The sequence below is a fragment of the Paenibacillus sp. WC2504 genome, from assembly GCF_052682475.1.
The window spans coordinates 5,886,917-5,913,303 of record NZ_JBQZFH010000001.1; the positions used below are offsets into that span (position 1 = coordinate 5,886,917).

The window sequence follows — 26,387 nt, forward strand, 5'->3', positions numbered from 1 at the left end:
CCATTCGTTCTCGTAATGAAGTTAAGTCCTCTCGAAATATTCCCACAACTGGATGTTCTTCGGTTAAACCGCGTTTGAGACGATTATAGGCATTCATCTCAACATCGGCTAAATGATGGACAACTTGTCTCCAAATAATTAATAACCATAAAGTAAAAAAATGCATTTTCTATGCAAGTAGAGTCAACTTTGTAAAGTGAAATATTTATTAAAAGGTAGGAGCAGGTGGTTCGTCTATTTTCATACGGAGTAAACTATAAGGCTTCTGCCGCAGGTCATTTCCATAATGAAATCTTGCCTGCCGATGTAATTGGTTCACGATGAAATATAAGTATTGATCTGGACCAATCGAAAAAGTATCGGGCCATAAAATTCTCGGATCATGTGCGATCGTTTCCATGATGCCATTCGGCAATATCTTTCGAATACTGTTGTTTTCGTAATCTCCAGCATAAAGGGTTCCTTTTGCACCGGTGATCATTCCATCTGAAGCACCTTTTTCTCCCCAATACTTCACGTGATCCTGTAAATTCATATCCGGTATCGTTCGGTCTCTTAGGACTTCCGTTGAAATTGAGTACAGATGTCGACTGGAGAGAGGACAAAAATACAAAAACTTGCCGTCCGGGGAAATCGCTATACCATCAGAGGCCAATCTAAAGGGTGAAGTAGATCCATCTTTGTTTCGATTCATCAGGATTTCACCTTCGACTTTCGGTAAAAGAAAGAGATCGGGCGAAGTTGAATATGCCCCGTTTAACCGTCTCCAGGCATAACCCGTTTCTAAATCAACGACAATAATGGCACCCGGTCCTCGGGAAGACGAATCCGTTATATAAGCACAACCTGCTTTACCAACGCGAAAATCAAATCGGACATCATTCAGATAAGTGGTTGGCAGGACAACATCCTCTGTAAATGTAAATACGCTTCTTATGGTATTTGTATTTAAATCTACAGCGACTAACTTCGCCCCCCCTTTGATGGGTTCTGAGAAATTAGGAGCCCCCGTATCCAGTACCCAAAGTGTTCCCTTTCCATCAGCAACGACACTTTGGACACTAATGAAGGACGTTGTGATATTCGATTGGCTTACCAAATTAGCGTCTAAACTAGGATATGGCTGTAATGTACCGCGAACGATTTCAGCCACCGTAAAATTAACATCGTCTCCCCATCTTGGAAAGCAAATAAAAATGCGCCCAGTTTCAGAAACAGTAACGCCTGTAGGCATGGCCCCGTAAAATAAAAAAACCGCTTCAAACTTACCAAAATACTTTTCACTCGGTAACATCATTTTATAAAATCCTCCTCAACAGGTTCGAACTGCTATCATCTATATATGACTGAATGTGGTTCAAGTGCCTGGATATTAAAATATTTTTAAAGGAACCCCGCAAGTTCGTGTCTATGACGGACAACGACCAGCGTGTCACCATGAATCCATCGTAAGCAATAAAATAAGGCAGATCGTAAGAAACTACGATCTGCCTTATTTTTATCCTTTTAGACCCCGGAACCCCACAAACCGTTTGCTGCTCTCGTCCCACAGTCGGTATCGAAGCGCCTGCAGGCTCAAACGAATTCCGATGGCAGGAACGTCTTGCATGGCGGCGTTGCTCTCGTGTATTTGCTGCAAGTTATAGTTCGACACCTGAGGATCCAGATGATGAATATGGTGGAAGCCGATATTCCCCGTCATCCATTGCAGGATTTTGGGCAGCTTATAATAGGAGCTGCCGTTCATAGCCGCGCTGACGAAATCCCACTCATCTGTACGCTCATAATAGGTATCCTCAAATTGATGCTGCACGTAGAAGAGCCATATGCCTGCAACGCCAGACAAGTAGAGAATCGTCCCCTCCACCAGTAGGACCTCCTTCCAGCCCAGCAACCAACAGAGCAGTCCCATCAAGCTTGCTAACGCTGCGTTCGTTAGGTAAGTGTTCAAGCGCTCTTTGCGTCTGGCACTCTTCCGGTTAAACCGGTATACAAATAAGAATATAAATACCGGTCCGAGCCCGAACATGACAAATGGGTTGCGGTATAAGCGATATCCTAGGCGCTTCCATGGGGAGAGTGCCGCGTATTCCTTCGTAGTCAGCGTCCAAATGTCGCCTGTGCCTCTACGACCCAAATTGCCGCTAGTCGCATGATGAATGGAGTGCTCATTTTTCCATTGCTCATACGGGAAGAAAGTAAGGATTCCCGTTATCGTGCCGATGATCGTATTCGCCTTCCTCGCAGCGAAGAACGACAGATGGCAGCAATCATGGAAAATAATGAAGATTCGGATCATGAATCCGGCTGCTGGAATTGCAAGCGCCAGTGTGATCCATATTGAGATAGACAGAGTTTCATAAGCAAGACCCCACAGCAAGAGGAAAGGAACAATGCTATTGACCAACTGCCAGACGCTCTTCCTCAAATCCGATTTACCGTGAAGAGCCATGTCCTTCTTCCAGCGGGTGTATTCTTGAAGTGATTTCATAGTAATCCCTTTTTCTTGGAAACCATTCGCAGCAATGAATTTCCGGAACTTACCAAAAGGTTTCTGACCTTTGGATTCGAAAAGGCCATGTAAAGGAGGCAACCAAACAAAAGGCATCCTCCCCAAACAGTGAAGAAAACCGAAGAAAAAACACAGGAAATCATTATCAACCACGAACTCTTCTTAATTGTCCTTACAGGTCGGTTGTAAAGAAACATTTCTCCAACTATGATATATCATCCCTTTCCTTACTTTTGTCATTCTGTAAATTGGTCAGATTGGCTGCTTTTGTCTGCAAACCCTGTTTGGAATAATAGTCAATAATGTCATCAATAGTAGAAAATACGACACTAGCGTTCAAATCATGTGTACTTATGTTGATAGAAAACCGCTTTTCTGATGTAGTAACATCTTTATTTTATATTAGCATTTGATGACTTTAAGCTTAATTTAAAGCATCTTTCAGAGTAATTCCTGCCGTGACTTTACCTGCCGGAATTTGCACCTCTTTACCGGTTTTGAAAAAATTGTTCTTTGTTCATTTGCGATACCTCACTTCTATGATTATAAATTTTGAAAATGACAGCCCTCGTGCATGGATGCAAGCAAGAATAAACAAAAAGCTGTCCCACGTTTAGGACAGCTTGAAAGATCTTAATATACTTTAGAAACGTTCTCAGCCTGTGGTCCGCGATTGCCTTGGGCAACATTGAACTGGACTCGTTGACCTTCATCCAACGATTTGTAACCATCACCATCAATCGCGCTGAAATGAACGAAAACGTCGTTTCCGTCTTCGATTTCAATAAAGCCAAAACCCTTTTCAGCATTAAACCATTTAACTGTACCTGTTTGCATAGAATTCCTCCAAAAATTGATTACCCATGACTATTTCAATGCCGCTAATTTAGATTAGCGGTCATTATATGTTCTCAGAACACATACTTGATGTCCGCTATTGTTTTGGTTAAGATAAGAGTACCATGTCCGCTAATGTAAGTCAATATTTGGAGGTCTCGCTAATGAGTGAAACGACCGGGATTTCTAAACAGGGGGAGCAGACGATTCACGACTTCATTCACGCTCTCACCACCCACGAAGATTTGAATCCCAAAACGTTAAAGGAATACGCAAGCGATCTGAAACATTTCATCGGTTGGTTCGAGACATCCGACCACCAAGAGGAAGAAGTAATATTTCGAATTGAAGAAGTGGCTACTCCAACATTAACACGATACCGGGAAGCCGCTCAAAAAGTAATGGAATTGAAACCGGCGACCATTAACCGGCGACTTATAACACTGAAACGGTTTTTCGGTTGGGCCGTGTCGGAATCAAGGCTTCGTCGCGACCCTTCCAAGCCGGTTAAATTGGTTCCCGAAGAAAAGGTGAGCCCTAGGCAGATGACAGACAAAGAAGAAGCTGCATTGATCGCTGCGGCTGAGCACGCTGGTTCCCTTCGGGATCAGACGCTTCTTATCGTGATGTTTCACACCGGATTACGAACAATGGAAGTGTGCGACCTAGCTCCCGGAGATATTCAAATCGGAACATGCAGCGGCCAGCTCACGGTCCGATCTGGAAAACGTAATAAACAGCGGGAAGTGCCTTTGAATGCTACTTGCAGAGCTGCATTAGAAAAATATCTGGCAGAACTCCCTCCGGACAGTCCTTATCTGTTTCCATCGGAGAAAACTGGCGATCGATTAACAGAACGTGCTTTACGCCATTTGATTCAAAAATATAGGAAAGTAGCCCGGCTCGAAGGATTCAGCGCCCATGATCTACGGCACCGGTTCGGGTACGTGATGGCAGAAAATACGCCGTTGCACCGATTGGCACAAATTATGGGACACGATAGTCTAGATACTACGATGATTTACTTCAAGGCGACTCGTGCAGATTTGCAATCTGAATGAAGTATGAAATAGCTTGGCAATAAGGGGATGAGAACGATGTAGGCGAGAGTAAGGGAGCTGATAACTTCGGAGGAACGGATGCAATTTTTGCAAATACAGCCTGATCTCGGCGAAGAGAATTGGGAACCTATTTCACATTTATCCAGCATGATCTTGAAATCATCCAGCAGCGGCGAAGAGATTATAAAGAATCGGCTCCGAAGGCGCGGATTGGGTCTTCCGGGAGCTTGCTGCAAACCTGGCGGTTTTATGCCTATAACGAAACTGGGTCCCTCCAATATTGACGAAAAATCGGTTAAACACATGGGGCTGTCCCTCAGGGTACAATACCCCATGGCACAGCCCTCTTATCATGACATCATTTATGGCTTCAGGACGAATTTAATGCATTCGTCCGCATGGTTGTAAAAGGTGTTGTAGGCGTTATGAGCCTGATCGAGCGGCACTTTATGCGTAATGATCTCCGTCGGATCGAACTCGCCAGCCATAATTTTTTGATACAGCATCGGCATGTAATGAATCACGGGTGCCTGTCCCATGGTCAGCTTCACGTTTCGTTCCCAAATGTTTCCGAACATGAATTGGTTGTATTTTGAACCGTATACGCCCGTAATCTGAATCGTGCCGAATTTCCGCACCGCATTCATCGCGATGTTGATCGGGCTGAGCGTTCCGCCAACCAGCTTGGCTTTCTGCTCTTCTTCCTCCAACAGCGTCTTCTTGCCGTCCATTCCGACGCAATCGATGACGACATCCGCACCCCCGCTTGTTATTTCTTTTATATGCAGCCCCATGTCATTGAAATCTTCAAAGTTGAAGATTTCGACGTTATTCATTTTTTTGGCATGGTTCAGCCGGTACGGGAGATTGTCGATCGCGATGACCCGTTTTGCGCCTTTCATCCAGGCGAATTTTTGCGCCATCAAGCCAACGGGGCCGCAGCCGAGCACCACCACCGTATCTCCCTGCTTCACACCTCCGTTATCCACGCTCCAATAGGCCGTCGGCAGCACGTCGGACAAGAACAGGAGCTTCTCATCCTCCAATTCGCATGACTCCGGAATAACAAACGGCATGAAATTGCCGTATGGCACGTAAAGCATTTCGGCTTGTCCGCCCCAATAATTCCCGTAACGTTCGGTAAACCCAAAGTAAGCTCCCGTATCCACTTGGGGATTGGGGTTGGAGTTGTCGCACTGGCTCTCCATTTCATGCTGGCAGTAATGACAGCTGCCACACGAGATATTGAACGGGAGCACGACTCGGTCCCCTTTTTTGACCTTTGTCACCTCAGGGCCCACTTCTTCGACAATGCCCATCGGTTCATGTCCGACCACGTATCCGGTTTGGGCTTGAATCGCCCCCTGGTATATATGGAGATCGGAACCGCATATGGCGGTCGAGGTGATCCTGACGATAATCCCGTCTTTTTTCTGAATCGTCGGATCCGCGACCTGCGTCACTTGCATGTTCTTCATGCCATGGAATGTTACAGCCTTCATAATCGCCTCCTGTTATGACATGCCTTGAATTTGCATGCATAATTCTATTATGGAATTGGAGAGCGAGGACCATACATTCGATGTACGGTATTTTCGACAGCCGCGGAGCGCCTAAGAACAAGAAAGGAGACGGAAGACGGAAGACGGAACGATTCACGTGAAGTAAATTTTGAAGGTAGTTCCAATCCCCTATGGGCTACCCCGGGTGCCGATTGCCGTTCATTCAGCATAAAAGTTGTCCAGTCGTGATAAACAATATGCCTATGGCACACTCTGGAAAAGTTACACAGCCTGCTGCACAAGCATGTTTTTCCGGAGATGGAACGTTCCAACAAAACTCACAGCTGAGATTGATTCAAGCCCAAGTTTCTTTTGAAAATCTCCTCTAAGACATCGTCAACTATTTCTTCTATACAAAAAAAATGTGTGGCGTCATAATTATTAAGAAAAATAATGCCACAAAGGTTGATTTATCAAGGGCTAATTTCATATTTACTGAGAAGAAAGAGTGGAATCATTGTTTAAAAAGCGGTGTTTTCATAATTATTGCGAAAAAACGCATCTAGAGCTATACATTATTTATGCACAAAATGTATAGACTAGGAACTCATATTCGGCAAATAAAAAGGTGCTAACTAGTGAAGAAAATTCACTAAGTTAGCACCTTTCTTATTTGAATTACTATTTAAGATACGCGATCATATTTAATAGATAAACTTCTTAGTAAGAAGAATTCTGGTAGGTCGGAATCTCTTATCAAAATGCCATTGCTGCACTCTACCTTGGGCGGATGTTAGACTCAAGAGCATTCCCTTCTTCTTATAAAGTCACAGAGGTTAGAGTTGAAGCACCTCAGGATGTAGATGATATCGTAGTGACATTTATGAATGGAGCAGTAAGTTACATTCAAGCTAAGGAGTCCGTAACAAAAGCGAATGACCCCAAAAGTGCATGGGGGAAAGTATGGCAAGACTTTGAGGAGCAGTTTAGAAGAGGCAACCAATCCACCTGGACCGGCTGCCTCTTCATATTGTTATCAAGCTAGAGTTCATCGTTAGCTCAATCTTTCTTTCTTTCTTTCTTTCTTAAACTTCAATCCCAAACCTTTGGCCGCTTTAATCCGGCTAATCTTAAATAATCTAAATGTTTACCTGAATGGACTGCTTCATGGTATGCAATTCTCATAAGCATGTCGCCTAATGATCGAATGTACCCTACGTCTTTTCTATCAATCTGGCTACATGGCCAATCCTGCGAATAGACGAGCTTGCGTGAGGAAATCAAATCATACCGAGGGAGTTTAATGACTGTTTTGTTCCTTCGTATTTACTTTCTCTTCATCTTGCCTTTGGACCATATCAGCATGGATCTTTCTAAGCATTTCTAAGCTTTTGTCTACGTCCTTGGCGACCGCTTCCACGCTTTGCAGCCTCGAACTGATTGAAGGCTAAGCCGGATTCATTTTTCACGTTCAATATAATTGATCTCCCTATACATCAAATACCCTATAGTAAGGAATCGCCTGAACCCAAAACATATAAATGCGAGTAAATGATTCAACTAAAAAGAACCATCCAATATGGATGGCTCTAGAATGAGATCGGACTATTCTTCGTAAATAACGACAGATTTGGTTTCAGCTTCCCATTTCACAGCTGCTTTCAAGGCTTCGCTCACAAAACGCACAGGCACAACCGTGCTGCCTTGTTCAATCGCTGCTGGAACCTCAAGCGTTACCTCCTTACCGTTGACAGTAGCTGTCTTACTATCAATAAAGAGTTTTACAGTAATACCATCACGTGTAACAGTAACTGAACGGTCTTCTTCGTTCCAAGTAACTGTTGCTTTTAAAGCCTCGGAAATCGCACGAAAAGGAACTAGTGTGTTGCCTTCGCGGATAAACGGAGCTACTTCAAAAGTAGGCTCTTCACCGTTAACGTATAATTTCACGCCTTTTTTCCCTAGCTTGTCGTACAATTTGCCTAGTTTTTTGTAAGAGTCAAGATTCGTAACGTTTGCTAAAATAGCTTCCTTTTGAACGTATACGGCGTCAGTTACGCTTCCGTTCTTATCCAACAGATCGGCAACCACCGACAAAGCTGCCTCTTTCTCTTTGATTGCCTCAAGCTCGGCTTTCTGCTCAGCCGTAAGCTGGGTCTCATATTTGGTTAAAAGAAGCTCTGCTAAAACAGCCCCTGCAGGCTTGTCCTTCACATTGTCGATCGCGTTGAGCAGCCCTTTATATCCATTATGGCCTTGATCGCCGTAAGTATCGGATGTAACCGTCTCTTTGACATCAGTTTTCACCTTAAGATCAATGTTAACCTTTACAGCTTCAGACTTGCCCTCATTAGAATTGCTTGTTTCCGATTTTGCTAATGCGGATCCTGCCATAAGACTCGTTGCCAATACACATGACGCGATAACCATCCATCTTTTTTTCATCTCTTTATATTCCTCCTCTTTTGTTAACACTAAGTATATTCGGCATCCCACACGGATTTTGTGAGGGTATGTACCGATTCTATGCTCTAAAATTGACCTGCCCCCTGAAAATAAATGGTGATCTCGTATACCTTAGTATCGGCCGAGGGACAATAGACAACTTCCAAAAGGTGGTAATATTCATGAAAGTAACATTCACAAAAGAACCTAAAAAGTACAATTTTCTAGCGAAAAGCGCTATGCTCAGCATACTCGTTTTTTGCGTAAGTGCAAGCAGTGTATTTGCTTCGGAGATGTCAACACCAACACCGTCTTCTACTCCGGCTTCCGTTAGCGTCACCCAGAGTACGACTAAGACTACTACAGGGCTATTGCCTGGAGACTTCTTCTACTTTATAAAAACCATGTACGAAAATATTCGATTAGCCCTAACTGTCAATGACGTTAAGGAGGCAAGACTGCTTGCCGCATTTGCCAAAGAACGACTGGCAGAAGCGAACGCCTTATTGGCTAAAGGGAAAACGGACGAGGCGAGTCTAACTCTACAGAAGTCGTTGGAAATTCAGCAGAATGCGATTCAAAAAACCGAACGGGCTTCCGGATTTTCGGCAGTTGAAACGTCTGCACCCGCTGCAACTGCGACACCATCGGTGAATGCTGAAGCAGCGACTTCAACAACACAAATCGCAGCTAATCCGGCCAGTGAGCAGATAATGGAATCTGAGCAAACGGAAACCGAAGATGTGAACGTTTCTGAAAAGGAAGTAAAAAATTCTGAGCAGGTACTGAAGGTAAAAACCGATTTGCAGCACAACATTCTAGCTTTGGCCTCAGCACTGGAAAAAGCAGGAAATCCCAAAGCCCAATCATCTCTAATGAAAAATATAGAAAAGTCGTTTGCCCACTTGGATAAAAAACTGTCCAAAATCGAAAAGAAAACGCAACAGGTGAAGAAGAATGATGACGTTACAGCTAAGGCAGAGCAGCAACCGGCTCCTTCAGTTGTTCCATCACCACTTCAAACAACAGTTCCATCAGAAACTCCATCATCGGTTCCAACACCAGTTCAATCACCAGTAGTATCACAAGTTATTAAAGAGTCTGTCTCAGTCCAAGTAAAACAAAAAGACTCGGTTGAGGAAAAAGCAGATCATACACAAAAGAGTAAAGATAGGCAGGATCTGGATAAATCCGATCAAGCAAAAGAAAAAAGAAACAATAGCCAACATGGCAGCAGCGAGAAAGAGAACGGCAAAAGGCACGATAAAAATAAGGGTAATAACCAAGAATAATACCACTGCTCGCTTTAAACGAATCACATGCAAAAAACAGTGTTTAACTTTTTCGAAGTTATACGCTGTTCTTACTTTTACTGAAAAACTTAGTAGAGTCCATGATCGCTACTGCTCAGGGATAGATGCAACAGCGAACGATATATCAGCATATAAAGACAAAACCACTCCTTCCAATGGAGTGGTTCTTTGGATAGAACTTGTCTTTTATCGTACTTTTTCTTTTCTCCGCAAAAAATTAAAGTTATGCTCCCGTTTAACATTTTCATCCGATTTGATTTTTTCGAAATTATTCATAGTACTTATCCAGAAGGAGATTAGAAAAATTAAAGAATGAATAATGAAATCATATGTGTGATGTCAATCTTTAGCGTTGTAAAAATGAAGTTTTTTAATAATAGGTTCTAAAATAAACGCACCTACATACCACTTCTCACTGTGGGTATCGATCGGTTTCCTATAATCTTATTAATACGAGTAACGCGTCTACCACCAAGCTATAATGCCCGTTAATTTAATCAGTTGGAATATACTCCTCCCTGCCTTCCGTCGGGAATGGGGATGCCGTAACCAGATTTATTTCGGTCCTTGGGTCCGATATTATGACCAGCCGTGTAGTCTTCCGCTTTGTTCATGAAATCCCGGTTTATTGGGACGATCCTTTCGTACATTTTGCTTACGGCGCTGTTCGGCAAAAATATCACCACCACGAATTCGTACAGCATGGCATGGGTATGCGCCGTTCTAGGTGTTTTCAAAAATTTTGACTCTGCGGCGGCTGCCAGATTGAAAAAGAGACTGCCAGAGGGTGGAACGGGCTGAGTTTGGGGACACAACAGGCAATACAGGCACCACGTGCGATTTACCATATTATCCCGCTTTATAAGTTCCCGAATGCTCTAGGAACAAATGGATATTCACCTTCAATGCAGGTTTGACTTCTGGTGAACGGTAAATTTCACGCCATTGTCGAAGATCATATTTATACATTTCCTTCCCTAAATTCAGCAAATCAGTGTTGGATTTTTTACCCAGTTGAAAAGTTTCCATGATCTCATTGCGTATCATTTTGTCTGCAGCCGCCCTCAGCTCTTCTTTGGAGAATTGACCATTCCCCATTTCCATACTGGCTTTTATTTTTAAGTCCAGAATATATTGAAGCTGTCCTTTCGCATAAGTCCACTTTACGCTCCGATGACTACTTCTCACCATACACGCCGCTTGAAATTGCGGTCCATTTACCTGCAGCAGGACCTCATCTGAAGGTTTGTTCATCCAACGAATTCCTTCGACATCGGAAAGCAGAAATTTCTTTTTATACTTTTTTTGATAAAAAGCATAGAGTCCATCGATATAGGCTACGGGCATCGGTTTTTCTTTTGTCTCCCACTTGTTATTTAACGATAGAGAGGGAATAAACGCCGTTTCCCCGGGCTCTCTGTAGGCCTTAAGGAATTGTCTCACGGAAACTGGCCGAGTTCGTGCTACTTTGGCGGCAGCTGGTTTAGGATTGTGGATGACGGTCAGCTCAGGCGAGAGCCCAAGTAGAGCATCTGAACCAAACAATGGCGTGATGGGCTCTTCGGTCCCAAATAACCAGACAGTATAACGAAGCTCCCGATAACGATATAACGCTTCCAGGATGTCCTCTACATCTTGCTCAATCGCGCGGCTGGTTAAGACCAGAGCTGAAGCCTGGCCTAAATATAACTGCTGCTGGGATGTCATTTGATTTAAATTTTGAAAAGCAACAAACGGGTTACTACCGGATGCTGTACCTATCCATGTGCTCTCTCCAGCATTTTTTCCCGTCCCACGCTTGGCAACGTTACCGAAATTAATAATTTGGGAAGATACGAGATATTGTCCATCTTTATAATCAACGCCAATTGCAGCTACGAACACGGTATCTTGAAGCTCTCTTCGATCCCAACAACCGGTTAGGAACAGGCTGCAGCTTAGAATCAATACAACGACACGTCCGAAGTTCAAGAAGCTTCATCTCCTTGTCGTTTGGCATCTTTTGGTTGCAGAAAACCTGGTCTCTTTTTCATTAGAGATAGTGGTTTTCGCACTAAAGCAGGTATCAAGTCCTTCCAAAGCGGTGGAGACATTGGAGTCAAGTAAGGGATGCCGAAGGATTCCAAACCGGACATATAAAAAACAATGCAGATAACGGAAAGGATAAACCCAAATATGCCAAAAAAGCAGGACATGAGAAGAACATAAAATCTAAAAATGGTTGCAGTCCCATTTAAATTTTGGTTGATCAGCATAAACGATGCCACGGTAGATATCGATACGACCACGATCATGATTGGCGAGGTAATACCGGCTTTTACAGACATGTCACCAATGATCAGTCCGCCGACAACGGCAACCGTCTGACCGACCGATTTGGGCAAACGAATGCCTGCTTCCCGGAACACTTCAAAAATAGTAACCACTAGAAACGCTTCGAGTGTGGATGGCATAGGAAGACCAGCCCTGTTTATTTTTGCTGAAGCCAGCAGGGAGAAAGGGATCTGGTCGATATTGAAGGCGGATAATGCGACCCAGAAGCCCGGCAATAGTGTACCTATAATAAATCCAAGTATTCTAAGGAGTCTTTCAAGGGTAACAAATTGAAAAGGTAAATAGAGATCCTCCGGTGTTTTGAGAATCTCGGTAAACGTGACTGGAGCAATTATGGCGTTAGGGGAGCCATCAGCTAAAAAAACAAACCGACCGACCATTAAGCTTTCAGTCACATAATCCGGACGCCCGATATAATCGATTAACGGAAATAAAGAAATCGAACTATCAGCAAGCATGACCTCCAATTGGCTGCTATTATGCAGCACATCCACGTCAATTTTACAGAGACGTTCTTTGGCTTCTTGGATCAAATCGGAATTTGCAATATCATTTACATACAATAATGCCACCTTGGTTTGACTTCTTCTGCCGACAGTGAAATATTCAACACACAATGTGGCTGATTTAATTCTGCGTCGAACCAAGGCGACGTTGGTTGTCAAGTCTTCGGTAAAACCGTCACGCGGCCCTTTTACTGAGACCTCTGATGCGGATTCCTCAGGATTGCGTTTCGGGGCATCGGCGATTTCCAGAGAATAAAAGGTTTGTGATTTTTCTAAATATATAATTAAGGTTCCAGTAAAAACATCAGCTGTCAGCGTATCAACGTTGTCATTCCTATTCAGCTTTTTCAATCGTAAAGGACCGAAGCACTCGAGAGATTGTTCGTCCGGATGAAGCTCTATCATGGCCTCCAAATGAAGCAGGACATAATTATTGATTTGCTTGGAATCGGCTATGCCGATGCAGTAGATTAAAATCACGCTATGCGTTGAATGACGAAAATTCATTAATACGTTATCGATTTGAACATCTTGGCTGTTTTTGAACAGCTGCCTGATGGAGTGCTCTTCTAAAGAACCGATGGTGATCTTGTCTGACTGCAGCATAGTTGTACCACCTTTTTAGACTATGTTGTTACGTTCTTTTGCCTCCATAGAGCGATAAGCCCGAGCAGGATCACGACGATCAGCAAATGGAATAGTAGTACCGCTGGAAAATACCAATGCCGTAAAAATAACAAAAATTCATAATCGCTGATATGTAGTAGGTTAGCCAATATGAATCCTGCACCAATCAATGAAGCGGCTAATGCTCGAGTACGCCGCTTATACAAATTCGCAAGATCGAGGATTAGACAAATGCCAAGTGAAATTCGAACGGATGCTCCGGTGACCCACTGATAAATGGACAAATAATCCATATGTTCGATAAAATGTCCAATACGTAGAAGCCGCCATTCTTCAAAAGAAGGATATCGTTGTTTGGCAGCCTCCAGAGGACCAAACTCACTGATCGAGCCTAGAGTCGGGCCAAAAGCCAGGCAGGCTAACATCAGAGCAAGTAAAAAATAATAAAAAAATGATTTTTTTGAAGCTTGCTGATTTAGAAATATGATGATGACCAACTCAGACAATCCGCCTCCTACATAAATCAGCCCTTTCAGAATAGGACTCCAACCGTTTTCAAGGACGGGAAAGATACTGGAGTAATCCTTATTCGGAATGTTCGCAAAGGAAATGTAGAAACCGAGCAAAGATACGGTCGGCAAAAAAATGCCACATGCAATCATAATCATGCGTATACCAAAAATGCTGACAATCGAGGATAAACCACATAAGAATAAGGCGATAACAAGCACGGGGGTATGTGGTAAATAGGAGACATGCGTCCACATGACCGTATCTTTAACCGCTACGAAGACGAAAAAAATAAAATATACGATCCATGAACTCCGAAAAAGAAGGGACGGTATGAAGCCATAGTTGATCTTGATCCAGTCTTGAATGTTACCTCCGCTCGTTTTTTTACAGATGTAGTAAACCGGAATCATGAATAAGCAGATGGGTACAGTCAATATTACGATGCTGATCCAAGCGTCCCTTTGTACCGTTTCCAATAATAAAGGGACCATTTGAACGTGATTCATTAGACCGACAGACATCATTAAAGTCATCATGACGAGCGCAAAGGGCAAATTCTTTTGAATCATGTATGAATCCCCCTTTGAGATGAAAAGATTTTGGTTTATATATGGTTTACCTATTTCAGGAAAAATATCCCGTATCACTATGTAATCAATAACAAGGAATGCAATGGATGGTACCCCAAAGGTTACCTTGGGACACTAATGGAGTAGTAAAGTACAAATTCAACTAACCTCGTTACTTGAATGATTAAAATATGAGCTGCCGCGAGGCAACTCCTCACTATCGTTATCCGTAATGAACACACTAGCTGGCCATCGAATCATATCAATAATGATTTGTTGTAATTATTGATGTCTGCAATTCGTTAGCCATTTTCTTAGGCTAATACCCCTGTCCAATTTCAGTATTGCGTTCGGAATATGATTTCGAATGGAGGAAAATACTAATCAAAAATTAATTAGGGAGTTTATACCATGGAATTAATTAAACCCATAAAGCTTGGTTCAACTAAATCGAATATCAGTGAAAAACTAACATCAGCAGAAATGGGTAAACTTTGGGCAACATATATGGGAAACAGCATGTCAAAATGTATATTAAGCTATTACCTTCAACACGTTGAAGACGGAGAGATCAAAACTTTATTAGAGAATGCATTAAATTTATGCGTAGAGTTCATAAAAACAACGAAAGATATTTTCAATAAAGAAAACTTTCCAATTCCTAACGGTTTTTCCGAAGAAGACGTTAACCTTGGTGCTCCTCGTTTGTTTGAAGATATATACTATGTTCATTACTTGAAATATGTATGTAAAGCAGGAATGAGTATTTATAACGTAGCCGTACCACTTGTTTATAGGATGGATGTAAAGAATTTTTTTATTTATTGTATGGATTCCACCATGGCTTTGATGGGACAAATCAATGATATATTAATGAATAAAGGATTAATCAGTAAACCACCTATTATTCCAGCTCCAGATAAAGTTGAATTTGTTCATCAAGGTTTTTTAAATGGTTTTTTGGGACATGTACGTCCTTTACACGCATTAGAAATTGCCCATTTATATGATAATATTGAAAACAATGCAACAAGCAAAGCATTAATCATGGCATTTAGCCAAGTAGTAAAATCGGAAGAAATTCGAAAATTGTTTATAGAAGGACGAGGCCCATTCCCCTTCCAAAACATCAAGAACGCCCTTTAATTCGCCTTCTCTTGCAGCTTCTCGAAACATAGTTGTATTCATCAGGCCCACAATGTCAAATTGAAGAAGGGTATCTAGAACTGTATATTACCAACAACACCAAGTCTATTGCGAAAAATATCCCAGACAGCTTTCATCTAAATCCTGCTAATAACCTCTTGAGTACAACTGCCGCTTCTGCTCTACTTGCATGTTCCTGCGGGAAAAACTCTTGCTCTGTTCTACCATTCATTAATCCGGAACTGACAGCAAGATCAACAAACTTTTTCGCCCACTCGCTGATTTTGCTCTCATCACTGAATTGGATCGCTGTACCAGCCGATATATTTTCAACTTTAGTTCCCGTTGCTTGTGCTTTCGCCCTTATGAGCATCGCCAACATTTCCTCCCGAGTAATGTACTTCTCCGGTGCAAACTCACGATCAGCAACACCATTAATAAGTCCTGCTGTGTACGCCCTATTCACCGCCGCTTCATACCAAGAGCCTGCCGCAACGTCTGTGAAGGGATTTTGATTTGCGCTTTCCTTCAGGTCTAAGGCTCTTGAGATTAAAGTTGCAAACTGTGCTCTTGTTACAATCGTATCTGGTGAGAAATGATCGTCATCCATGCCTTCCACAATATTTTTACTAACCATCATCATAATATCCGACTTGGCCCAATGGCCGACAAGATCACTGAAGATTTTCGCAAAGCTGGCTGAATTATTTAGTGCAATAGATTGGCTTTTCAGATTGTGATCCACGATTTTTATCGATGTCCAAATAATATTCGAAGCCCCTGCCTTCTTGGCTTTAAAAAGAATCGTTCCAATGTCGAGATTCCCATTATCGCCATCCACTTTTCCAATCTTTGTATGTGCAAATGTCACTTCATTATTCTTCACAATCGGAGAAACAGAGAAACCTTCAAACTTTGTCTCCGCTTTAACGACGTCAAGCTTGCTTGCATCAAAGGAGATCTTCGCTTCATAAGCATATAAGTCCTGAATATTTTCCCCTTGTAAAGTAACGGTAAATTCGCTCGTTGATTCGTCATCTGAGGTTTTCATTACAAACTGGGAGGCTTCTTCCGCATAAGCAGGAGCTTTAAAGGTTAAGGAACAGCATAAATTGCAGGCTAATGCCGCTAGAATTACTCTACGTTTCAACTTGAATCATCCTTTCTACAATTGCTTGCTCGATAATGCATCGTTTGATTTATGCGTACTTAAAAGCGGCCGCAAGTACATATAGCCTTGCAGCCGCTCCTTCATTATTGCATTTTGCTTTACAATTAACCGATAATCAGTCTTGCCAATGCGGCCAAGTCTTCGATGTCGATAACTCCATCGTTATTGAGATCCGCTTTTTTGTACAGATTCCAATTCGGATACGTGGATTTTTTGCCATAGTAAGAAGCCATTACAGCTAAATCTCCAATACTGATTCTATCATCCCCGTTCGTATCTCCCGGAGTCGAAATAATGATAGATGAAGTAAATGCTTGAAGCCCGCTGGTTAATTCGGCTGTCGCTTGTTCCAACTGCTGCTGGGTAACAGAAGCATCATTGACAACGGATTGAGCTTTGTCGATAGCTGCCTGTAGTGTAGCTCTGGATCCGACTGGATATTGGCCTGTGTGGGTACCTTCAACAGCTGCATCGTGCTTTGCTTGAGCGTCTGCAATAAGAGCAATAAGTTCCTCTTTATGGATTGAAGCCGCGATTTGCACACTATATGAGGTACCAGTAATATTCTTTTCAGCGCCATTTCCATTGGCAAAAATTACGTCAGACAGTGTTACAGTTGCTGCCGTGGATGACGATTTTGCTCTCATGTGAAACGCCAGTAAATCACCATTGACAGTATGATCTCCTCCGACCAGTGCGGATAAGATTCTTACTTTACCTGAATTTTTTGTTACATCTGATATGGCCGCAATTTCCAGATTAGTAAACAATGAATCAACGGATAGGAATTCCATTTGTGCCGGGTCATACGTTAAGGTTAAATCTTGTGCGTATACGTTATCCGTCACGCCTGACAATCCATAAGCAATATCAAATGCCTGACCAGAAGTAACGACAGACGGGCCGGTTAACATAGTTTGTGCTTCAACATTATAGATTTCTGTTTCTGCTAATTGGAATCTATAAAAGACATCATCGTGAGGCTTGGGTCCAAATTGAGTGACTACTACTCTCACATACCTTGCGTTTTCAGTTGCAAAATAATATCTTTGAGGCTCGCTGGCTTCAAACGTTGTCTGTCCTCTGATTTGTTTCACCGTTTTGTATTCACCGTTATCTGACTTCACCTGGATATCAAAATTTGTTGGGAAGGATGCAATCTGCCCATCCGGTGTCCTTGAATCCGTTCTCGGGTATAATACGAGATTGTTGAATGGTTTTGCGCTGCCTAAATCAATTTCAACCCATATTGGATTATTGGTCACGTCATTTGAGACAAATCCATCGCTGGAATATTTTAGATCCAAATTTCCATCTGTCAAATTAGAGATATTCCAAGTCGGAGCAACTGTTATTGTATTATTGCTGCTCGCTTTTTTCCCTAAAGCCAAATTAGTCCCATTCGTTACAAAAATGAAATTGGACGATGAAACTGTGATACCCTCATACGTTACATCAACAGTTATTTTAACATTACCAAAACCTACAGCTTTCACCTTACCTGCTGCATCTACAGTTGCCACGTTTGCATTACTACTTTTATAAGCAGTCTGAGCTTTAGCCAGATCTATCGCAACTCCATTTTCTTTTTTCGCGGTTACGTTCAGTTGAGTCGTCTGGCCGACTATCATTTTCGCCTGATCACTGTTTAAGCTGACAGAACTCAGCGGACTTCCTGTAATCGTCAAAAGAGAAGTGAATGAATAGCTCCCGGATCCTACTTCATAAACGGCTTTTCCGTTATCCATCTTTACATAACGGATTCCTGCTACTTCCTCTATACTTTTCCCGCCTTCTTTGACTGTATGCTGATCATTAGTCGGCACATACACAGTTGCTGTGGTATTCGCGGGAATCGTCACATCCAATGAGAAATTGTTCCCATCTACCTTCCAACCACTAGTGATTTTACCGTAGAACGAGTCATATTCCGCATTCACGTGTTGGAATTCGCCACCTACTGTCGGTTGGATGATCGTATGTTTGAATCCTGGTTGATCTGGATCCGCTTCAATACCTGCTGCGTAACGGAACATCCACTCGCCTACTGAGCCTAACGAATAATGATTAAACGAGTTCATACCCACATCTCCGAAACCGCCCTCTTTGGTGTAGGAGTTCCAACGTTCCCAGATGGTAGTCGCACCGTTTTTAATTTCATAGCCCCACGAAGGGAATGTGTCGTTGGTCAGTAAGTGATAAGCAACATCAGAGTATCCCGCCTTCGTAAGCACAGGCAGTAAATAACCTACACCTACAAATCCTGTCGACAAGTGATAGTCCCTGCCTTTAATAAGATCTACGAGATATTTGGCACTAAGAGGTTGTTTATCCTCAGGAAGTAAATTCATTTGAAGAGCCAGCACGTAGCCTGTTTGCGTATTTCCTTTAATGTGGCCGTCTTTGTCGACAAATGCTTGATTGAATGCTGTCTTAATATCATTAAAGAGAGAATCGTACTTTTGCGCATCCACTTCGTTGCCAATGACTTTCGCCATTTTTGACATTAGCATTGTACTGTAAGCAAAATAAGCCGTGTTTAAAACATCTTTTGGCGTTTCATCTTCAATGTTCAACCAATCGCCAAAACCGCTATCTGGACGAATCAAGCTGTTGCTGTTCGTCTTAAGGTAATCGATCCATTTGACCATGGCTGCATAGTTATCCTCAATGATACGTTTGTCATTATAGGTTAAGTAAACCGTCCATGGAACAATAACTCCGACATCCCCCCAAGCGTTATTACCTTCTCCGAAGATAGAAACATGAGGTGCTACATCAGGGAAGGCGCCATTAGCATTTTGACCAGACACCACATCACGCATATATTTCTCGAAAAATGTCATCGTATTCATGTTATAGCTTGCAGTACGAGAGAAAATCTGCGCGTCTCCCGTCCATCCCATTCTTTCATCGCGCTGCGGACAATCTGTAGGAATGCTTAGGAAATTACCTCTTTGTCCCCAAACAATGTTACTGTATATCTGATTCACCATACTGTTTGAAGTTTCAAATGTTGCCGACGGCTCCAAATTCGAATGGACGACAACACCTGTAATACTATCTAACGTTGGAACACCAGGATATCCTGTTATTTCGACATAGCGGAAACCATGGAACGTAAAATGGGGTTCATAAACTTCGAGCCCCTCACCTTTTAGCGTGTATACATCCGTTTGCTTCGCTGTTCGTAAGTTAGCCGTGTAGAGTGACCCGTCATCATTTAACATTTCACCGAAACGCATCTGTACTTTGCTTCCGAGAGCCCCTGTCGCTTTTAAGCGAGCCCATCCAACCATATTTTGCCCTAAATCAAAAATATACACTCCTGGAGTTGGCTGCGTAATTGCTTTTGGCGTTAACTCCTGAGTTGCCTGAACACTTGGACCTACTTGCGCGGTCAGTTTGCCTTTATAATCATTCACACTCTGCGCTTCGATCCAATTTGTATCATCATATGCAGGCTTATCCCATGATTTTGTTTCATTACGGGCATCATACGTTTCCCCCATTAATAAATCCGATGCAATGATGGGACCAGAAGTGTAAATCTTCCACGATGAATCCGAAACAATTTCATCTTTCGTACCATCCTGATATTCTACATTCATTTGAAGCAGCATCTCTGGTTTATCACCATAAATATTTTCACCAGCCATCGCCACATGACCAGAATACCAACCGTCTCCTAGTAAAGCTCCTAACGCATTATGTCCACTCTCGAGCATTCCGGTGACATCATAGGCTTGATATTGAACAAATTGGTTATAATCCGTAAAACCCGGGGCAAGATGGTCTTCCCCCACACGGTGTCCGTTCATGCTTAATTCATATAAACCAAGCGCAGTCGCATATACGGTCGCTTTCTTTACTGGTTTCGTAATTGTAAAAGCCTTGCGAAGCTGCGGTACGTGCATTTGACTCTGCTTAATGACAAGATCACTTGCCAATTCACCCAGCACTAATTGACCGTTCTCAATCTTTCCAGCGCCGAAAACGTTCTTATCAGGATCTGAAAAATCTTCCGTAAACACTGAGTTTCCATTTTCATCTTTGATATTAATATTATCGAAACTCGCACGCTCATTAGTTAAGTTATCCTTATGCTGTCTGAAACCAATTTTCCCGAGTGAAAAACTACTATCCTGCAAGGTATCGACTAATTGCTGGTCTACATAAGTTGATATTTGATCGCCGTTCACATCTATTTTCATATGATGTGCTGTATTTAGCTTTGCCGCATCCGGGATGATAGAAGAAATGTTTTTTTCCTTAATTACACTAGGATTAGGATTCCATTTATGCGGTCTAAATTGAGCATATGGCTTATCTTTTACATTAATCTGCCACATATAAAAATGGGATGAATCTTGTGAGCCGAAAACAAACCCGGCAGCAGCTTCTAAGATCGTAAAATCGAGATCTATCGAATATTTGCGGTTAATAGGTATTTGCTCATTAGGGACTGTAATCCAGCTGGCCTTCCAATCGGATGGCTTCAGCAAACCCATTTCCCACCAATCTTGTACACTCCAATCGGACATTTGGTCGTCTTTATCCCATATTCGTACCTTCCAGTAGTAACGGTGGCTCGTTTGCAGTTCCTCCCCCGCATACGCTACGTTAGCGGATTGATCAGATAGCAACTTCCCACTATCCCATACATCGCCTTGATCCTGTGAAAGCAGCTCTGGCGTTGATGCCACCAGCACTTGATAGGCTGTCTGCTTCTGCGAGCGTGCTTCAGAACCCATCTGCCAACTCAAGCGTGGTTTTAACGTATCGAGTCCTAATGGATTGACCGCTTGCTCGGTCTTTAAATTCTTGACTCGGAACGTGGCGTCGGCAACATTCGCCGTGCTGGGAGCTTCGCTCTCATTGGCAAATATCGTCGCCGGCACTAACATCGTGGGCAACATCGAGAAGATCAGCAACGATGTTAGCGCTCTCTTTTTGAACTTGTTTTGCATCGTACGTTGGCTCGCCATGTTATTTACCTCCGCTATACTAGTTTCTCTTTCGAATAACTTTCGTCATCTTGCTTTAATTATAGGGTAATGGTTTTACCACTGAATAGGCATCCAATCTTTGGAATAGGTGTCTATTCTTTATCTCTTGACTGAGGTAAATCTATGGAAATTGAAGGTATGGGATCAGAACAGACATCTTAGTACCCTGCTTTTTTAAGCTCTCCATTTGAATACCATAATTAGATTCCATACATGAAGCGGACACGACTACGTACATTGATTAATCCAATACCGCCAGCAGCATGTTCTTGCGTCGTATCCTTAAGCCTATCTCTAAGTAGTTGCAGCAAGTCCTCAGAAATGCCGGCACCATTGTCTGAAACGATGATCTCGACCTGATACACCTTCTGCACCAGCTCTTGAATGCGCTAAACCATATGATTAAAGCTATAACCGAGTTCTCCAATTTCATCTTTCTGACGGATGGGGAAGGAAACATCGAAATTCCCCTTCTCCACTTTCCCCATAAGCCTCTGCAGAGTTCGAATTGGACTCGTCACCGTTTGTGAAACAATCGCCGATACGATTACGACGATAATTAAACAAATTGAAAAAATAGCAAGGGTAACATTACGAATCCAGATTGTTTCTTTGGTTAATTCTTTTATTGGATTAATCGTGACGAATGTCCAATCCGTATAGATAGAATGATTAGCACTGACAAGCATGCGCGAATGATTGACTTCCCTCACAACTGTAACGTTCTCCATTCGCAAAGCGGAGGACTCCCATGTGCTTTTTCCGATTAAATTTTTATCGTTATGATAGACGATTTGGCCCAGCTTGTTCGTAATAAACAACATACCGTTTGTTGAAAACGGGATCAGATCGCATATTTTGGAAATTTCACTGAGATTGACAATGAGCAGTACCTACAAAGCGGAATCATATTATCCGTATCGTAGATTTGCTTATAGATGGAAATATAGTTCACAGCAATGACATCTTGATGTCTGCCGTTTACGATATTGCTTGCCAGATACGACTGCACAAAAAAAGCATCCTGCTCGCTGGATGAAGTATAGATCCAGATTGTTTCTTCCGCAGGATAGCCATGACTTCATTTGATTTAGCTATAACGTCAGGTGTTTCGTATAGCTCCGACATATACTTATTGATGTTGAAGTTGGACTATGTTAAGAGGGCAGGAACATATTCCCCCACATTTTTTTCGATCGATTCAACATACTGTTGATAGGAGAAGTACCCCAGAAACAAAAGCGGGAAGGATACGAGTGTCAGATAGGTGATAAATAATTTCGTGCGAAATTTTATCGGAATCTTCTTCATCTTACCTTCCACCTGCTTCCGCGTGAGACTTTGATAAGAGAACTTTGTTACACACCTTTGCTAATGGATGGTTTGATCCATTTCCCCCAAGAAGCCAGCTTGCGGAAGCCCATGGCGTGCTGAATCAATAAAACGAGAATCAGAATACTGCCTTGAATCACATCTTTTATAAATGGAGCCACACTCAAGAGATTCAAGCCATTGGACAGAACAGCAAAGATACAGCATCCCAGCATCGTTCCAATCATTTTCCCTTTGCCTCCGGAGAGAACAGTCCCCCCGAGTACAACAGCAGATATGCTCTGCATCAAATAAATAGATCCCATATCAGCTCGAGCCGTTGCAACGCGGGATGTCATAATGATCGCCACAATTCCTGCCAGCACGGCTGCAATCACATAGACCCCAATTAACACTTTGGTTACCTGGATGCCCGAGAACTTGGCCGACTTCTCACTACTTCCAATCGCATAAACGGAACGTCCCCACGGAGTATAAGCCATGATAAGGCACATGAGGATGACTAAAACAATCAGAATAATGGATTGTACGGGAATTCCGAAGATTGATCCTTGTCCCCATATATAAAAAGATTCTGAAAATCCGGAAAATGCCTTACCTTTACTCAAAACGAGCGCAATACCGTTAAAGAAAGTCATCGTTGCCAATGTAACCAGGATTGGCGAAATCTTTAATTTTGCTACAAAAAATCCATTAAATAATCCACAACATACGGCAACCACAAGTACAAGCGGAATAACAATCAGAATCGGCAGGCCTTTATTAAGCAAATATCCGGTAACGACAGCTAGAAGACCAACTAGATTTCCTAATGAAAGATCAATGCCTGCCGTTAGAATAATCAATGTCATACCTAGTGACAAAATCCCCAATTCGGCCAGCTGCACGGTTATCGATAATAAATTGTCCACTGTCAGAAATACATCACTTTGCAAGCCCAAAAAGACAAGGAGAGCAAGCAGCAGCAAGAGAAGCAGCATTTCATTCGTAAGCCAGTTCTTAGGTTTCATGCCCTGGCCCTCCTCGTGAGCTTCACTTTGCGATTAAGCACATCTACCGTAATGGCGAGCAAAATGACCATGCCAACAACAACATTCTGCCAATACGTTTCAACATGAGCCAGCACCAGCGCATTGTTGACCAGACCAAGGAACATAACGCCTAGTACGGTTCCAAGCACCGATCCGCTTCCTCCCATAATATTGACACCTCCAACAACTACCGCTGCGACTATGCTTAACTCAAATCCTACTGCCGCATTAGGCTGAACGCTGCCTTGTATGGCACCATAGACGACAGACGCCACCCCACAGATTAAACCCATGTACATGTACACAAAAATTTGCAGTCTTTTGACGCGAATTCCGATACGAACGGCTGATTCCTCATTACCACCAAATGCATAAATTTGCCTGCCGATTCTCGTGTATCGCAAGAGTAATCCGCTGATGAGGGCAATTCCCAGAAAAATAAGAAAAGAGAGCGGCAATCCTACAACCTTCTGTGCGTTTAAATTGCTGTACCATGCCGGGAACCCAACAATCCATTCCCCGTTCGTCACTTGCAGAATCGTTCCCCGGAAGATCCCCATCGTTCCTAACGTGACTATGATAGCGGGAATTTTCCCGTACACAATAAATAAGGAATTCAGTAATCCTAGAACAAGTCCGCAACCAGCACCAACTAGAAAAGCCATGTACAGATTAGCTCCTGTTGAGATGACATATTTGGCTACAAGGACAGATGACACAGCTAGGATGGCGGCGACAGAAACGTCGATCCCTCCTGTTAGGATGACGATTGTCATTCCTACGGACATAATGCCGAGGACGGAATTCGTGATCAGAATATTCATTACATTACTTGAGGTCAGAAAATTCGGCGTAATCATGGTCATAATGAGTGTGACTAGAATGAGTAATAGAGCAACTCCGAACTCTCTACTTGTAAGTAATCGCTTCATCATGCTGTCACCACCTCATCATTGGATTCATCCTCTTCCCTATTGATTCCTGGTACTGCAAGCTTCATGACTGCAGCTTGTGTTGTATGCCTAGCATCCAACTCGCCTGCAAGCTTACCTTCGCACATGACCAGAATGCGATCGCTCATGGAGAGAATCTCAGGTAGTTCTGAAGAAATAAGGATTACACCAATCCCCTTTTGCACCATTTCATTGACTACTTTATATATTTCAGCTTTCGCTCCGATATCAACGCCATTGGTAGGCTCATCAAGAATAAGAATAGACGGATTGGTCGCAATCCATTTGGCAAGGACGACCTTTTGCTGATTACCTCCGCTTAGCTTATCTACTTGAATGTGAGGGTAGGGAGGTCGAATCGACAACTTCTGAATATAGTCTTCCGTGATGGACCGCTCATCTTTGGGCTTCAGGAACCACCTAGAGCGGGTAATCCTTTGCATAATGCTAAGCGTCGTGTTGTGTTGCATGGACAACTTCATGGCCAAACCTTGAATTTGTCTACTTTCTGGCACTAGTGCCAAACCAGAATGAATACATGCGCTCACCGACTTCAGATCAATGCGCACGCCTTTCATAGATACACTCCCTTGATCTGGAGGATTCAAACCGAATATCGATTCAGCCAATTTACTTCTTCCAGCACCAACTAAGCCTGTAATGCCGACAATCTCCCCTGCTCTTACCCTAAAACTGATATTCTCGAATTGCCCCGCTTTGGTCAACTCATTCACCTGCAGCAAGATGTCTCCGATTTGAACAGGAATTTTGTGATACAAATTAGTTAATTTGCGGCCTACCATGAATTCCACCAGAGCTTCCTGCGTGAAATCTTTCAGCGAGCCTGAAGTTATATACTGTCCATCCCTTAACACGGTTGCCGTGTCACAGAGTCTGTAAATTTCATCGAATTTATGACCGATAAATACGATGGCAATGCCATCACGCTTTAATCCCATTGCAGCCTGGAATAAATATCCGACTTCCATTCGGGAAAGCGAGGATGTAGGTTCATCCATAATTAACAGCTTACAATCGCTAACTAAAGCTCGCGCAATCGCAACCAACTGCTGTTTACCTACAGATAATTCGGATAGCTTAGTATTCAGATCAAGCTCTATGCCTAAGCGGTCCAAAGCAGCTTGGGCCTTTATAGTCATCTTCTTCCAAGAAATGAACGAGGTGCTTTGTTCGTCACTTTCTCCTAAGGCGATATTTTCTGCTACGGTTAAATTAGGAAACAAGCTAAGATCCTGATAGATGACAGTGATACCTAACTTTCTTGCTTGCGTTGGACTCTGGATAACGACTTCCTTGCCTTCAATCATGATTCTGCCCTGATCCGGTTGAATGACCCCTGCCAGCACTTTAATCAATGTGGATTTCCCCGCCCCGTTCTCCCCTACGATTGCGTGAACTTCCCCCCTTCTTACTTGCAGCGATACTTGATCTAGCGCTTTAACCCCAGGATATTGCTTGGTTATAGCATCTAATTCTAACCATAATGAATTTGTCACAATAGGCAC

Annotated in this window: 20 protein-coding genes and 2 pseudogenes; 5 read left to right on the top strand and 17 right to left on the bottom strand. The window is 42.8% G+C overall.

The window, feature by feature from the left end; all coding sequences use genetic code 11:
- Window positions 1–208: 208 nt before the first annotated feature.
- The 3 genes from ACUN27_RS26460 to ACUN27_RS26470 all read right to left on the bottom strand — a co-directional run bounded on the left by ACUN27_RS26460 (window position 209) and on the right by ACUN27_RS26470 (window position 3,349).
- Entirely contained in the window at window positions 209–1,297 is a 1,089-nt protein-coding gene (locus ACUN27_RS26460) for an L-dopachrome tautomerase-related protein (protein ID WP_326063407.1), read from the bottom strand.
- A gap of 201 nt (window positions 1,298–1,498) precedes the next feature.
- On the bottom strand, window positions 1,499–2,491 hold the full coding sequence (locus tag ACUN27_RS26465; protein WP_326063462.1) for a fatty acid desaturase: 993 nt from the start codon (window positions 2,489–2,491) through the stop codon (window positions 1,499–1,501).
- 654 nt (window positions 2,492–3,145) lie between these two features.
- Window positions 3,146–3,349, bottom strand: a complete 204-nt coding sequence (locus ACUN27_RS26470; RefSeq protein WP_119792120.1) for a cold-shock protein — start codon at window positions 3,347–3,349, stop codon at window positions 3,146–3,148.
- A 164-nt stretch (window positions 3,350–3,513) separates the two neighbouring features.
- Between ACUN27_RS26470 and ACUN27_RS26475 the strand changes: the two genes are divergently transcribed.
- Window positions 3,514–4,410, top strand: a complete 897-nt coding sequence (locus ACUN27_RS26475) for a tyrosine-type recombinase/integrase (RefSeq protein ID WP_379174449.1) — start codon at window positions 3,514–3,516, stop codon at window positions 4,408–4,410.
- Window positions 4,411–4,772: 362 nt separating this feature from the next.
- On the opposite strand, the gene ACUN27_RS26480 is transcribed toward ACUN27_RS26475, so the two are convergent.
- Window positions 4,773–5,912 carry a zinc-dependent alcohol dehydrogenase gene (locus ACUN27_RS26480; protein WP_315954747.1) on the bottom strand — a complete coding sequence of 380 codons (1,140 nt, stop codon included), beginning with the start codon at window positions 5,910–5,912 and terminating at the stop codon, window positions 4,773–4,775.
- A 790-nt stretch (window positions 5,913–6,702) separates the two neighbouring features.
- Between ACUN27_RS26480 and ACUN27_RS26485 the strand changes: the two genes are divergently transcribed.
- Window positions 6,703–6,957 (top strand): hypothetical protein, encoded by a 255-nt coding sequence (locus ACUN27_RS26485; protein ID WP_326063406.1) that lies wholly within the window; start codon window positions 6,703–6,705, stop codon window positions 6,955–6,957.
- A 47-nt stretch (window positions 6,958–7,004) separates the two neighbouring features.
- Here the strand turns inward: ACUN27_RS26485 and ACUN27_RS26490 are convergent.
- Window positions 7,005–7,148, bottom strand: a pseudogene (locus ACUN27_RS26490) (DinB family protein); the annotation flags it as partial.
- Window positions 7,149–7,517: 369 nt separating this feature from the next.
- The gene (locus ACUN27_RS26495) at window positions 7,518–8,357 is read right to left on the bottom strand and encodes a copper amine oxidase N-terminal domain-containing protein (protein ID WP_315954748.1); all 840 of its coding nucleotides are present in this window, start codon (window positions 8,355–8,357) and stop codon (window positions 7,518–7,520) included.
- Window positions 8,358–8,539: 182 nt separating this feature from the next.
- Between ACUN27_RS26495 and ACUN27_RS26500 the strand changes: the two genes are divergently transcribed.
- Window positions 8,540–9,649, top strand: a complete 1,110-nt coding sequence (locus ACUN27_RS26500) for a DUF5667 domain-containing protein (RefSeq protein WP_326063405.1) — start codon at window positions 8,540–8,542, stop codon at window positions 9,647–9,649.
- Between the two features lie 633 nt (window positions 9,650–10,282).
- Window positions 10,283–10,471 (top strand): hypothetical protein, encoded by a 189-nt coding sequence (locus tag ACUN27_RS26505; RefSeq protein WP_445559799.1) that lies wholly within the window; start codon window positions 10,283–10,285, stop codon window positions 10,469–10,471.
- Window positions 10,472–10,519: 48 nt separating this feature from the next.
- Here the strand turns inward: ACUN27_RS26505 and ACUN27_RS26510 are convergent, their stop codons facing one another.
- The 3 genes from ACUN27_RS26510 to ACUN27_RS26520 are packed head-to-tail and all read right to left on the bottom strand — an operon-like array spanning window position 10,520 to window position 14,219.
- Window positions 10,520–11,641 (bottom strand): Ger(x)C family spore germination protein, encoded by a 1,122-nt coding sequence (locus ACUN27_RS26510; RefSeq protein ID WP_315954751.1) that lies wholly within the window; start codon window positions 11,639–11,641, stop codon window positions 10,520–10,522.
- Window positions 11,638–13,116 (bottom strand): spore germination protein, encoded by a 1,479-nt coding sequence (locus tag ACUN27_RS26515; RefSeq protein ID WP_445559800.1) that lies wholly within the window; start codon window positions 13,114–13,116, stop codon window positions 11,638–11,640. Before ACUN27_RS26515 ends, ACUN27_RS26510 begins: the two co-directional genes overlap by 4 nt.
- Window positions 13,117–13,136: 20 nt before the next feature.
- Complete coding sequence (locus ACUN27_RS26520; RefSeq protein ID WP_315954753.1) at window positions 13,137–14,219, bottom strand: endospore germination permease; 1,083 nt, start codon at window positions 14,217–14,219, stop codon at window positions 13,137–13,139.
- Window positions 14,220–14,630: 411 nt separating this feature from the next.
- On the opposite strand from ACUN27_RS26520, the pseudogene ACUN27_RS26525 reads away from it, so the two are divergent.
- Window positions 14,631–15,323, top strand: a pseudogene (locus ACUN27_RS26525) (DUF3231 family protein); the annotation flags it as partial.
- Between the two features lie 175 nt (window positions 15,324–15,498).
- On the opposite strand, the gene ACUN27_RS26530 reads toward ACUN27_RS26525, so the two are convergent.
- From ACUN27_RS26530 to ACUN27_RS26565, 8 genes are all read right to left on the bottom strand, one after another.
- Window positions 15,499–16,515 (bottom strand): S-layer homology domain-containing protein, encoded by a 1,017-nt coding sequence (locus tag ACUN27_RS26530; RefSeq protein ID WP_445559801.1) that lies wholly within the window; start codon window positions 16,513–16,515, stop codon window positions 15,499–15,501.
- A gap of 125 nt (window positions 16,516–16,640) precedes the next feature.
- Window positions 16,641–21,524: a family 78 glycoside hydrolase catalytic domain gene (locus ACUN27_RS26535; RefSeq protein ID WP_445559802.1), complete on the bottom strand. Its 4,884-nt coding sequence runs from the start codon at window positions 21,522–21,524 to the stop codon at window positions 16,641–16,643.
- Between the two features lie 221 nt (window positions 21,525–21,745).
- Window positions 21,746–21,919 carry a hypothetical protein gene (locus tag ACUN27_RS26540; RefSeq protein ID WP_445559803.1) on the bottom strand — a complete coding sequence of 58 codons (174 nt, stop codon included), beginning with the start codon at window positions 21,917–21,919 and terminating at the stop codon, window positions 21,746–21,748.
- A gap of 15 nt (window positions 21,920–21,934) precedes the next feature.
- A complete protein-coding gene (locus tag ACUN27_RS26545) occupies window positions 21,935–22,369 on the bottom strand; it encodes a HAMP domain-containing protein (RefSeq protein WP_445559804.1) in 435 nt (144 codons plus the stop codon).
- Between the two features lie 328 nt (window positions 22,370–22,697).
- Complete coding sequence (locus ACUN27_RS26550; protein ID WP_315954758.1) at window positions 22,698–22,856, bottom strand: hypothetical protein; 159 nt, start codon at window positions 22,854–22,856, stop codon at window positions 22,698–22,700.
- Window positions 22,857–22,903: 47 nt separating this feature from the next.
- Window positions 22,904–23,887 carry an ABC transporter permease gene (locus ACUN27_RS26555; RefSeq protein WP_315954759.1) on the bottom strand — a complete coding sequence of 328 codons (984 nt, stop codon included), beginning with the start codon at window positions 23,885–23,887 and terminating at the stop codon, window positions 22,904–22,906.
- Window positions 23,884–24,843, bottom strand: a complete 960-nt coding sequence (locus tag ACUN27_RS26560; protein ID WP_315954760.1) for an ABC transporter permease — start codon at window positions 24,841–24,843, stop codon at window positions 23,884–23,886. The genes ACUN27_RS26555 and ACUN27_RS26560 overlap by 4 nt, the downstream gene beginning before the upstream one ends.
- Complete coding sequence (locus ACUN27_RS26565) at window positions 24,840–26,378, bottom strand: sugar ABC transporter ATP-binding protein (RefSeq protein WP_445559805.1); 1,539 nt, start codon at window positions 26,376–26,378, stop codon at window positions 24,840–24,842. The genes ACUN27_RS26560 and ACUN27_RS26565 overlap by 4 nt, the downstream gene beginning before the upstream one ends.
- Window positions 26,379–26,387 lie beyond the last annotated feature (9 nt).